Annotated in this window: 8 protein-coding genes; 5 read left to right on the top strand and 3 right to left on the bottom strand. The window is 54.3% G+C overall.

Features of this window, described 5'->3' with window-relative positions:
• Window positions 1-89: 89 nt before the first annotated feature.
• The 5 genes from R3C20_04085 to R3C20_04065 all read left to right on the top strand — a co-directional run bounded on the left by R3C20_04085 (window position 90) and on the right by R3C20_04065 (window position 7,818).
• Window positions 90-758, top strand: a complete 669-nt coding sequence (locus R3C20_04085) for a uracil-DNA glycosylase (protein ID MEZ6039659.1) — start codon at window positions 90-92, stop codon at window positions 756-758.
• 83 nt (window positions 759-841) lie between these two features.
• Window positions 842-2,107, top strand: coding sequence for a hypothetical protein (locus R3C20_04080; GenBank protein ID MEZ6039658.1), 1,266 nt, complete (start codon window positions 842-844; stop codon window positions 2,105-2,107).
• 216 nt (window positions 2,108-2,323) lie between these two features.
• Window positions 2,324-3,679, top strand: a complete 1,356-nt coding sequence (locus tag R3C20_04075) for a Gfo/Idh/MocA family oxidoreductase (protein MEZ6039657.1) — start codon at window positions 2,324-2,326, stop codon at window positions 3,677-3,679.
• Window positions 3,680-4,014: 335 nt separating this feature from the next.
• Complete coding sequence (locus tag R3C20_04070; GenBank protein ID MEZ6039656.1) at window positions 4,015-6,330, top strand: VCBS repeat-containing protein; 2,316 nt, start codon at window positions 4,015-4,017, stop codon at window positions 6,328-6,330.
• A 48-nt stretch (window positions 6,331-6,378) separates the two neighbouring features.
• Complete coding sequence (locus tag R3C20_04065; GenBank protein ID MEZ6039655.1) at window positions 6,379-7,818, top strand: hypothetical protein; 1,440 nt, start codon at window positions 6,379-6,381, stop codon at window positions 7,816-7,818.
• Between the two features lie 40 nt (window positions 7,819-7,858).
• Here the strand turns inward: R3C20_04065 and R3C20_04060 are convergent, their stop codons facing one another.
• From R3C20_04060 to nagB, 3 genes are all read right to left on the bottom strand, one after another.
• Window positions 7,859-8,809 (bottom strand): lysophospholipid acyltransferase family protein, encoded by a 951-nt coding sequence (locus R3C20_04060; protein ID MEZ6039654.1) that lies wholly within the window; start codon window positions 8,807-8,809, stop codon window positions 7,859-7,861.
• Window positions 8,810-9,058: 249 nt separating this feature from the next.
• The gene (locus tag R3C20_04055) at window positions 9,059-10,207 is read right to left on the bottom strand and encodes a HEAT repeat domain-containing protein (protein MEZ6039653.1); all 1,149 of its coding nucleotides are present in this window, start codon (window positions 10,205-10,207) and stop codon (window positions 9,059-9,061) included.
• Between the two features lie 66 nt (window positions 10,208-10,273).
• On the bottom strand, window positions 10,274-12,211 hold the full coding sequence (gene nagB / locus R3C20_04050) for a glucosamine-6-phosphate deaminase (GenBank protein ID MEZ6039652.1): 1,938 nt from the start codon (window positions 12,209-12,211) through the stop codon (window positions 10,274-10,276).
• Between the last annotated feature and the right edge of the window lie 91 nt (window positions 12,212-12,302).

Raw genomic sequence — 12,302 nt, 5'->3', positions numbered from 1 at the left:
AGCTGCCCGTCGATGTGGACACCAGAAACGGTTGTCACATGCCAGCGGGATAAATACCACAGATTCTCATCGAGAAAGCCGTCTTCAAAATGGAAACGAACGCATTGCCAGAGTGCTGGAAGGATGCGCTGTGTGACGAATTCGCGCGCGACAGCTTTCTGAGGCTTCAACAGTTCGTCGATGCTGAACGCCGTCAGTATCAGGTATTTCCCGCGGAGAAGGATGTCTTCAACGCGCTTCAATTCACTCCGTTGTCCACGCTAAAAGTAGTCATTCTTGGCCAGGATCCTTACCACGACGATGGGCAAGCCCATGGACTGAGCTTCAGTGTCCAGCGGAATGTTCCACTGCCGCCATCATTGCGAAATATCTATCGCGAACTGCAGGATGATCTGGGGATAGAACCCGCCGGACATGGATGCCTTCAATCCTGGGCGGAGCAGGGAGTCTTGTTGCTGAACACGGTCCTGACAGTCCGTGCTCACGAAGCATTTTCCCATCGAAAGAAAGGGTGGGAACAACTCACCGACCGAATCATCCAGTGCGCGAACGAATGCCCAAACGTCGCATTTGTGCTCTGGGGGAAACCTGCGCAGCAGAAGAAGAGTCTGATTGCATCGCACCACCTGATTATCGAATCTGCACATCCATCTCCCTTGTCGGCTCGCCGGGGTTTTTTTGGCAGCAAACCGTTCTCGCAGATCAACGCATACCTCATCAAATCAGGTCTTGCGTCCATCGACTGGAATGTGCGATGAATCTCCCGCCGAAGTTGGTTCGATCCAGTTACGTTGATGCCCATCACTGACCCCATCCGTCCGTCTCCCGAAAGCAGGCTGTTGTGATTCAGACGTCCAGAAGTCAGGGATTCGTACCACCAGCAAAACCAGCCAGGCTTGGCGTCCGGTACTACGAAACGGACGACGGCATAGGATTTGGTATCCGAAACAAGGCCATCGGCACGGGTTGTTTCCTGGTGGTCTGGTTATCAGGCTGGACGGTGGGCTGCGTCGTCCTGATCGCCAATGCTGTCAAAGATCCGTCTGTGGGAAACATCGCGTTCGGAATTCCGTTCTGGGGATCATGGCTGGCCGTATCAAGCTTCCTGATCTGGCTCTGGTTCGGCCGAGAAACTTTTGTATTGAAACATGACAAAGCATTATTCGTCCGCAGCGCCATTATCCGACTTTCAGCCCGCGAGGTGCCTCGATCAGAGATCCTGCGATTCGAAGGTTGTCTGAGTAAGCACACCCAGAATGATCAGCACCTGCACGGAATTCGTATGGTGACAGCCGGAGAACCCCTTGAGTTTGGATTCCGGTTAGATCCTCAGGACCGCGTATGGATTCTTTATCGTCTGAACGACTTCCTGAATCCAGGTCAGGCGTTCGCTATGGATACCGACGCAGCCTCGGTCGCATCTGAGGAGGAGGTGGTTCGTGTTGCGTTGAGCAGTACCGACGACACGTCGTCATTCGCGATGGTGGAGACGCTGATCGAGGTACCTGAGGAGCTCCCGGCAGTGTCAGACAATCAGTGGGAGATGGAGGAACGGGTTACCGAACTTCGCTTTGGACGAAGAGGTCAGTTCAGAGCAGCTCCCTTTTTCCTTTTGCTTTTCCTGAATTCCTTCTGGAATGGAATTGTTTCCGTATTCGTCCTGACACTTTGGGGCGCTCTTCCCAACGGCCCAGCCAGATTCACCGGAGAATGGTGGTTTCTGTTCTTTTTCCTCATTCCCTTCGAACTGATTGGTCTGGCAATGTTCAGTGGATTGTTACTCACAGTGCTGGCCCCTTTCCGTACCGAGTTCTGGAAATTCGACACCATCGCGATCGGACGAGTTATTAAGTGGCCTTTCTTCAATCGCAGCGAACAGTGGGAACCAAACGGCCGCTACCAGCTGCAGCTGAGAAAACAGAAGCCGTCGAATTCAGCGTCTCCGAAGAAGAATCTCGGTTCGGTACTCCCGTCAAATGGCTTTGAACTGGCTGTTGTCTCGGATGCAATGATCGAACTCTGTTCGATTTCCAATCTGACAGAAGGAGAAGCACGCTGGATTGGCCAGCAAATCCTGCGGATGCGGTTCTCGTGGCTGCGAGACTGATTACTGTCGCGCCAAAGTGGCGGCTCGCGAAAGACACACGACACCAATTGAGACCGCATCACCTCTTCAGCTGTGCAACGACAGATCCCGATGGAGATGAATTGGATTCTTACTCTGCACATACCTAAACTGCTGGAAGTCCGCTGGAGGCCACCGATTGCCGTCTGGTTGACCACCACCATCGAATTCTCATTCAACATGTTCAGGACGTAAATCATGGATCGCCGGGGATTTCTCAAGAAAGCCACTCAGACGACAGCAGCATCCGCATTCGCAATGTCTGTCAATCACGGCGTGTGGGCAGCGGCACCACAGAAGCAACTGCGTGTCGGTTTGATCGGTTGTGGTTGGTATGGCAAGGTCGACCTCCTTCGGCTCCTTCAGGTTTCGTCGGCTGAAGTCGTGGGCCTGTGCGACGTGGATCAACGCATGCTGAACGAAGCTGCAGACATCGTTGCCGGGCGACAGAAATCCGGTCGAACACCACGCACGTGGAGCGACTATCGCCAGATGCTTGCGAAGGAGCAGTTCGACATCGTTCTTGTCGACACACCCGACCACTGGCATGCCTTGCCGATGATTGATGCTGTCAATCGTGGCATCGATGTCTGGGTGCAAAAGCCAACGGCTGTCGATGTCGTGGAAAGTCATGCGATGCTGACAGCGGCTCGAAAAAACAATCGAGTCGTGCAGGTCGGTATGCAACGCCGCAGCACGCCGCATTTGATCGAAGCACGCGATCGAGTCGTGAATGAAGGGCTGCTGGGAGATATCGGCATGGTCGAAGTGTACTGCTACTACCATATGCGATCACAAAGCAACCCGCAGCCGACCACTCCGCCCGAAGGATTCGATTACGAGATGTGGACGGGACCAGCTCCCATGCGTCCCTATACCGAGCTGATTCATCCACGTTCGTGGCGAGCGTTCATGGAGTACAGCAATGGCATTCTTGGTGATATGTGCGTGCATATGTACGACATGGTGCGATGGATGCTCAAACTGGGCTGGCCGAGCCATGTGACTTCGTCTGGTGGAATCCTTGTGCAGACGAACGCTCTGGCAAATACGCCGGATACTCAAACTGCGATCTTCCAGCACCCGGACTTTCCTGTCGTCTGGCAACATCGCTCATGGGGTGCTGCTCCTGACCCCGAATACCCATGGGGCGCCACCATTTATGGTGACAAAGGCACATTAAAACTCAGCGTCAACAAGTATGAATTCACCCCGCGAGGCAATGGACAGAAACTGACGGGCGAGGCCTTGTTTGAATACGAAAAGTATCCGGAAGACAGGACCGAAAAAGACCTGGAACGACATGTGGCATCTGCCGTGCGCGGGCATATGCAGGATTTTCTGCACTGCATCGAATCACGTGAAAAACCAGTCTCGGATATTGAGCAGGGACACATTTCCACGTCGTCATGCATCCTGGCAAATATGGCCATGAAGCTGCAGCGAACACTCGCATGGGACCCTGTTTCCCACCAGGTCATTAATGACGAAGAAGCGAACCAGTTATTGCGAAGGAAATACAGATCCCCATGGATTCACCCTGAGCCTGTTTAACAAAGCGAGACTGGTTCTCCCGATGCAAAACAGCTTCGAAACCAGCTCCTTCGATCTTTCTTCGTCGAATGCGAAACACCGTGGGCGCAAATCGGCACTGGCTCGAACGGGCACGAGGCAGACCGGAAATCACTGACAAACAACGGATCATCACTGAAATCACATTCACTGCTGCAACAGACTGACTCTGTTTACCAGTGACGAATTTTTGAATCTGTAAAGGCTAACCTGTGAAATCGTTTTTCACTCATCTCCGGCGTTCCCGTACTGGCGGCCGTCATCTGACCGCAGCGATGCGCCTGCTCTTCACACTCCTAATGACCGTTCTGAACTGCATGCCTGATTCAGCCCTCGCAGGGGAGAATGATGAACCAAATGAACTGGCCCAGTTCTACGGCTTCAGCGGGATCGAATTGTTTAAGCTTGAGCAACGAGTCTTCAATCTGCAGGCGGGTGACTTTTCGAATGACGGACTGACTGACGTCATGCTGGTCGACAACCGTTCCAGCACCATTCAGCTCCTGATTCAGAAAAAGGATAAAGCAGCCATCAAGCCCGTCGCAGGAGCTCGCATTAACGACCTCGCATCAGACTGGCGTTTCGACATGCAGCAAATCTCTGTCGACAAACAGATTGCAGGCATTACAACAGGGGATTTCAATTCAGATGGACGAATGGATGTCGCCTACGTCGGAGTGCCGGATCAGCTGATCGTTCGATTTCAACCCGAAAAAGCGGGTAGCGAATGGAGCGATCGATGGTCGGTACGACTTCCCGGTCTGAAGCCGGCATCGTGGATGATTGCATCCGGAGATCTGAACGGCGACAAGCGGGCGGATATTGTCGTGCTTGGGGAGCATGTCACCTACGTGATCACCCAGTCCGAAGATGGATTCATTGCACCTGAATCTCTGATCAACACTTCGTCACAGCTTTCGATGATTCAGGCATCTGACATCAATGGCGATGGGCGAGCCGATCTTTGCTACATGGCAAACGAAGGCAGCACACGCGGATTGTGTGCAAGGCTGCAAACGTCAGACGGCCGACTCGGTCCGGAGATCTGCTTCGACCTGCAGCAGCCTCGCAGCGTCACACTGCAGAATGTTGACAAGAAACCTGGCCAGGAAATCATCACCGTCGAATCACGCACCGGCCGAGTGGTGGTTTCCGGGTTGGAACCTGCCGGTCTGGAACCAGGCGCTTTGCCGGAACGACTGGTCCAATACGGGATCGGTGCAGGCAATGTTCGTTCACGCAGCTATGGAGTTGCAGACGTCGACAACGATGGTCTGACGGATGTAGTCGTCACTGACCCCGATCAGGCGCAAATACTGTTATTTCGACAAAACGGCATCGATGGTCTGGGGGTCGCAGAAGTCTTTCCAAGCCTTCTGGGCGCGAAAGATCTGTGCATGGCCGACGTGAATGGTGACGGAAAAACTGAGGCCATTCTGTTAAGCGAAAAAGAGGGCGTCGTTGCAATCAGCCATTTTCAGGATGGCCGACTTTCTTTCCCGGAAGCCATTCTGAAAAAACCTGACGGTTTTGATCTGGTTGCAATCGAACCTCTCCCGGGACCTGCCGGAACTCAGATTATTGTCGGCCTTTCAAAAGGAAGCGGAAGCAAAGCTCGCGTCACGTGGCGGCGACTTAGCCTGGATCAGAATAACACGTGGGCATTAGTCGAGGAGTCTTCACCCATTGAAGTCACTGCAGCCACGGGTTCTCGTGGACTTGATCTGATCACCATGGACGTCAACAGGGATGGACGCCTTGATATTCTGTCGGTCCCCAATGGAACCAGTGAAGCCGGCGTTCAGGTTCTTCAGCAGGAGGCCGATGGAACATTGAAGTTACAAACTAATCGCAGTGTTCTGGATCTTGGCATTGGATCGGCCAGTGGTTTGTTCGTGACGGGCAACGATTTGCTGGCGGCTCGGGAAACCTTCGCGAGAGAATTGCAATTCAACGAAAACGGCTGGCAAGTCAAAGACCAGTTCAATGCTGGTGAATCGTCGGCACGCCTTGAAGGCGTTGCAGCTCTGAATCTGGATGGTCAGGATGGCAATGAAATCGTCCTGGTCGATACCGGGATCAGGAAACTTCGAGTCCTTCGGAAGGAAGACGGCCTATACCGCCCGTGGAAGGAAGTAGAACTGGGAAGTATCAGCTTCGCAGGAACCATCGTCGCCGACCTCAACGGCGATCAGCAACCCGATCTGCTGGTAGCCGGAACACAACATTTTTCGGTGCTGTACAGCGGTCGCCGCGATCCTGTGATGAAGGAGCTTGCTTCGTATAAGACAGAAAGGGAAGAAGCCTATCCCGCAGATGTGATCGCTGGAGATATCAATTCTGACGGGGTCACAGACCTGACGGTGATTGACACAAGTATCGACGGCGTCGAAATCCTTCGATTCAATTCCGATCGCATCGATGCTGTGACGCACTTTCGGGTATTCGAAGAAAAACGGCTTGTGTCGGAATCTAATAGTCGAGGGACAGAACCACGTGAAGGGATGGTCGTCGATGTCACAGGTGACGGCCGGGCCGACCTGCTGCTGCTATGTCACGATCGTCTGATACTATACCCTCAGGACACTGGCGAAACCGCTGAGACTTCGGAATCTGAACAGGCCAGCAATTAATTGACAGCACTCAAACCTGAACAGCCCTTCAAAAACGGGAGACGATGGATGACCAAGAAACCGGTCGGATCACGTTCGAAGAACCTTCACACGGATCGTCGACTCTTCCTGGGTACCGCAGCCCGTGCGATCGCAGCCGGATCGCTGCCACTGTGCAGTCTGCATTGGCCCTCGTCCTTCGCTGAACAGACTATAAAGCCCGGCGAGCTTTCGCTGGCAACATTTCGATTTGACGTCACGCCACCCATGGGCCATTCGCTTTGCGGCGGCTGGATCAAACCTGTGGAGGCAGTGGATGATTCGCTGGAAGCGATTGGTATCGTCATCCTTGGTGCGGGTGCTCCGATTGTCGTGTGCGTCGTCGACTGGACCGGGCTGCTGAACATGGCCCACGTCCAGTGGAGGCAGGCACTGGCTGACGCCGCCAGCACAACGATCGACCGAGTCACGGTTCACTGTGTCCATCAGCACAACGCCCCGTTTGCATGTCTGACCGCAGAAGATATTGTTCTTCAGCAGGGCGACTTGCCACACATTATCGAAATGGATTTCTTCCGCCGTTGCCTCGATGCAGGACGGAAAGCAGTGGCGGATGCCATCCCCCGCGCGCAGTCACTGACCCATGTAGCCCACGGGCAGGCAAAGGTCGAAAAAGTTGCTGGCAACCGCCGCATCCTGGGACCGGATGGAAAGGTTGCTTCGCAACGAGGCAGTAGTTCGCGCAACCCCGAACACCAGGCACTGCCGGAAGGCCTGATTGATCCCTATCTGAAAACGATCGCCTTCTACAATGGCAACAGGAAGATCGCCGCCTGCCACTACTATGCCTGCCACCCGATGAGCTACTACGGGGATGGCCGTGTAAGCTCAGACTTCTGCGGCCTGGCGCGGAAGGCGCGACAGGAACAGGAGCCGAATTGCACGCACCTCTACTTCAATGGCTGCGGCGGCAATATTGGTGCGGGAAAATACAACGACGGCAGCCATGAAATGCGCCCTGTACTCACACAGCGAATTCTGGAAGGGATTGTGCAGTCGGAATCTGCCCTGGATCCACAACCCGTGACATCCATCCGATGGGAAACAAACGATATTCAGCCTCCAACGGATTCCCGCTGGGATGAAGCCAGTCTGATGAGGCAAATCAATGACAAAGCCCAGTCGGTAGTGAATCGAAATCGTCCCAGCTACACCGTGGCGTGGATCCGGCGAGCAGCCATGCAGATTCCCATTACTCTCAGTGGACTTCATCTGAACGATGTGTCCATGCTGCACCTGCCGTCTGAGAGCTTTGTCGAATACCAGCTGCGAGCGCAGTCATTCGCCGCTGATCGTTTTGTTGCCTGTGCGGCGTATGGCGACGGTGGTCCGTGGTACATCCCCACGGCCGAAGCCTATCCGCAGGGCGGCTACGCCGTCAGTGTTGCCTGGTGCGGGCCGCAACTGGATCAACTTCTGACCGATGGAATCCGGAATCTGTTGGGCTGATTTGGGTTGGCCACTCTATCTGACCTCAGGCCGCCTGACCTCAGGCCGCGCGAGCTTTGCGTCGTGTATTCGGCTCTGTTTTCCATCGGCGATGGACCCAGAAGTACTGTTCCGGTGCACGTCGAATCAGGTTCTCAAGTGATGTGGTGAATCGCTGGGTCAATTCTGTCAGTCCATTGACACCCTGATAATCAGCAGGGTCAATCACGTCTTCGGTTGTCAGGTTAAAACGGTTCCATCGCGCACCGGCCTGTTCAGCATCGGGCAACCTCCACGCCCCCCCCACAACAATCAATGCATTGTACTGCAGTGCAAGCAGACCAATGGATTTGAAAGTTGAAGCCGGCTTACCGAAGAAATCAACGAACAATCCACTGCGGCCCGCATCCTGATCACACAACAGCGATGCCATTCCTCCCCGTTCCATGATTCGCATAAGTTCACTGCTGGCTCCATCCTTGTCGATCAGGCGGTTTCCGGTCGATTCGCGAAACTGCCGGAACCATTGATGAAGCCATGGATTATCCAGCGCTCTCGCTACGACACTCATGGGAAATCCAAAGTGCCCGAACGTGTTTACGCTGACTTCCCAGTTTCCAAAGTGGCCGCCAAGAAACAGCACCGGGCGTCCCGAACACATCGCTTTCACGCAATCATCCCTGCCAGTGAAATCCAGAATGTCGAGGCAATTATAGAGTCTCAACCGCCGAGGCAGATGAACGATTTCAACGATCATTCGAAACAGGTGACGCCACATCCCGTGGATGGTTTCATCAATCTGCCAGTCGTTGAGCGAATTGCCGAACGCTCGCTGCAAGTTCTCTCTGGCAACCTGATATCGCGTCAGCCGCCGGGGAATCAGGTGAAATAATATCCAGGCAACTCCGTCGGCCATTTGATTCGCGGTGCGAACCGGAAGACATCGCATCACAAACAGGAATATCTGAAAGACTCCGTATTCTATGCGATAGCGAATTCTGCGTCGGTCCATCCGCGTCATTCTTTCATGTCAGGCAAGCGGCACCACCGTTGCCTGTGCCAGCGGTCTTACATCCGGATCCCGTTCGGTCCGGCATCTTACGCCGCCAGGCATCGGTCGTGAAATGGCGATCGACGTAATTCCCGGGCCACCCGGGTTCTATCGTCGGGATCGTTTTGAGTTCTTCTGGTGCGCGGCGAGCGATAATTGTTACAACGAAACAGAAGTCTGCCGGAGGCTTCTGGTCTGAGGCATCCAGAATTACGGAGCGTTGATTTGTTTTGCCGTTTCTGCAGCCATCGCACGCACGTCAGCCGCAAAATGACTGCGGGCCAGTTCGTCGACAAGTTTTGACAGTTCTGCCTGCTTTTCCGAGGGAATCTGGGGCCAGAGTTCCAGTATGGCACGCAGGCAATTCCGAGCAATCATTGGCTGCTCGACTTCGAAGCGATTTTTCTCCATCAGTTGTTCTTCGGGCGACAACGACTGCACCGAACTCATATCAAAAGCTTCCCCCGATGATGCAAGCAGGGCCTGCAGCTGGTCGACTCCGTCGGTTAGCCCGTTACGAGCCAGTCCGATGGCCGCGTTGGCTCTCGCCTTGCTGTCAGCGTCGTCCAGCATCACTTTGAGCATGGCGATGGAGTCATCCCCGCTCACACTGGCGACAGCAAAACCCGCCAGGTGCCGAATGACAGGATCTTCATCCTGAACGGCCTGCCTGAGTTGTTGCAGGACCTGTTCATCAGTAATCGTCGGCCGACTGAGCGGTAGCCCCCGCTCCGCGGCCGTTACAGGCGAGTCTTCAGAAGCAGGGTTGAATTCAGTGGCCTTTTCGAAATGTCGCCCAGCGATCATCGCAACGGCCATCAGCGCACTTTTTCGAACGTCAATGTCCTGATCCTTTGACATCGCGATGGCGAGCACCGGCAACACTTTGTCATCCGCATCCAGGGAACCAAGTGTTCTGGCCAGAAACTCCTGATGACGAATATCCTCGTCATCCGTGGCGTTGCCGGAAAGTGACTGCTTCAGCAGTTCAGTCAAACCTTCGATCACGATCGGTTGTTCACTGAGCGGAAGTTCTCCTTCGACTGGTGCGCGATCAGAGTTTCGCAGCAGTTGGGCCAGGCCAAGTGCTGACCGCCAGCGTCGATGTTCGTTACTGCTGCCGAGGTCTGCCACCATTTGCCGCCAGTCCGTCTCTGAATCGGCCAGTTTGCCAAACAATGCCCAAACGGCGACCACGGCGGCAACAATCAGTGCAGGAATCAAAAACAGTTGAATGATGTAACCAGCGGATGGCGGGGTAACCGGTGGTAATTCTTCCGCGCGCCCCTGCAGCGGCGCGCGACTGGTCAGATTCTCTGACGGCGGAGTCGATGATGGTGGTTGAGTTTCGCTGGACATGCTCAGATTTTTCTTTGACTGCAAACCGTTCAGGCATTGATGTCATTGCGGGGAAAACAGGGACGACTAATCGTCCAGCCCCCAAACTCCGTCCCACCGCACAAAGCCTTCAATAGCTTCGTATTCGGCCAGCCCCAGCTTATCGTAACGTTCTGCTGTGCCGGCATTTCGAGCTTCTGCTCGCTGCCAGAATTCCCGCATATCGGGGCCCGGGAACAAAGCCCGGTCTTTCTGTGACTGGTGTTTAAAGATAGCTTCGCGTTTTCGTTTCACTTCCTGCGGGCTCAGCGGTACTGCCATTTCAACCTGATGCACTGGCCATTCCTGCCACGCTCCGCGGTACAACCAGACTTCAGAGGTCTTGTACCACTCATCATGGCGGCACACATCACATGCTTCGATGATTGCTTTCAGGCATGTCCGGTGAGTCCCATGGGGATCCGATAAGTCACCAGCTGCGTAAATCTGATGCGGCTGAATCTCTCGCATCAGGTCGACAAGAATCTGAATATCGTTCTCATCCAGCGGCTTCTTCTTCACTCGACCCGTTTCGTAAAACGGCATATCCAGGAAATGGCAGCGTTCGTTGGGAACTCCACAGCAACGCGCTCCGGCACGTGCCTCTCCGCGACGAATTAACCCCTTAATCTTCTGGACTTCAGGGCTGTCGACCTGTCCCGGCACTTTGGACTGCAGCGACCGGTCAACACATTCGGTGAGCGATGTGATCTGATCAGAGGCCAGATTGAATTGGTGGCAATATTCAGCAGCGAACTCAGCAAACCGACGGGCCTCGTCATCAAACACAGCAATGTTGCCCGATGTCTGGTAGGCAATATGCACTTCGTGCCCCTGATCAGCCAACCGAATCAGCGTGCCTCCCATTGAAATAACATCGTCATCCGGATGCGGAGAAAACACGATGACTCGCTTTGGGAAGATGTGGTCGAAGGGACGCGGCCGATCACCAGGTTTCTTGCGGTGTTCAGGCTTGCCGGCGGGCCATCCCACAATGGTGGACTGGAGATAGCGGAAGACCTGCAAATTGATTTCGTAGGCGGACCCATAGGCCGCCAGCAATGGCTGCAGTCCTTCTTCGTTGTAATCCGAATCAGTGAGTTTCAGGATGGCTTTGCCCATTTTTTCAGAAAGCCAGATCACGGCCCGACGAATGGTCGTCGGATCCCATTCGACTGATTCGAGCAGCCATGGTGATTTCAGCCGGGTCAGCCCTGCCGCCGCCGCATTGTCCAGCATCACTGAAACATCAGGGTGTCGCTGCAAGTAAGTCGCTGGTACGGACGGTGACATGTCGCCTTCGACGGTTCTGGCAACGATTTTTGATTTGCCTTCACCAAACGCCAGGATGACGATTCGGCGAGCGGCCAGAATTGTGCCAACGCCCATAGTGATCGCTCGACGAGGAACGTTTTCGGCGCCGAAGAAATCGCTGGCAGCGTCAATTCGAGTGACGGAATCCAGGGTGATCATACGGGTGCGAGTTGATTCGTCAGAACCCGGCTCATTGAATCCAATATGCCCGGTTCGGCCAATCCCAAGGATCTGCAGATCAATGCCACCTGCTTCTTCGATCTTACGTTCGTATTCTTCGCAAAATCCGGCAACGTCTTCGACGTTCAATGTCCCGTCCGGCACGTGAAAACTACCCGCAGGAATATCAATGTGATCAAACAGATGCTCGCGCATGAATCGCACATAGCTCTGCAGATCTTCCGGTTGCATCGGGTAATATTCATCAAGATTGAACGTAATGACGTTCGCAAACGACAAGCCTTCCTCCTTGTGCAATCGAACCAGTTCGGCATAGATACCGGTTGGGGTCGAACCTGTCGCCAAACCGAGCACACAGTTTCGACCTTCCGCCGCTCGACTCCGAATCATCGAAGCAATCTCGGCCGCAACAGTTCGGGCGGCTTCGCGAGCATTCGAAAAGACTGTGCAGGGAAGTTTTTCCAGTGTCCTGAGGTCGCGGGGCTGATTCATAGAATTCGCAGTTCTGACGTAAGTGGACGTGAGAAAACCGAGCAAACTGAGCCTCAACGGATGAATCGGGCCCTGCCCTGCGCCGGGTGCC

The organism is Planctomycetaceae bacterium (genome assembly GCA_041398825.1).
Lineage (GTDB): Bacteria > Planctomycetota > Planctomycetia > Planctomycetales > Planctomycetaceae > F1-80-MAGs062.
The sequence above is the reverse complement of the archived record's forward strand: the minus strand, read 5'-3'. Positions and strand labels throughout refer to the sequence as shown.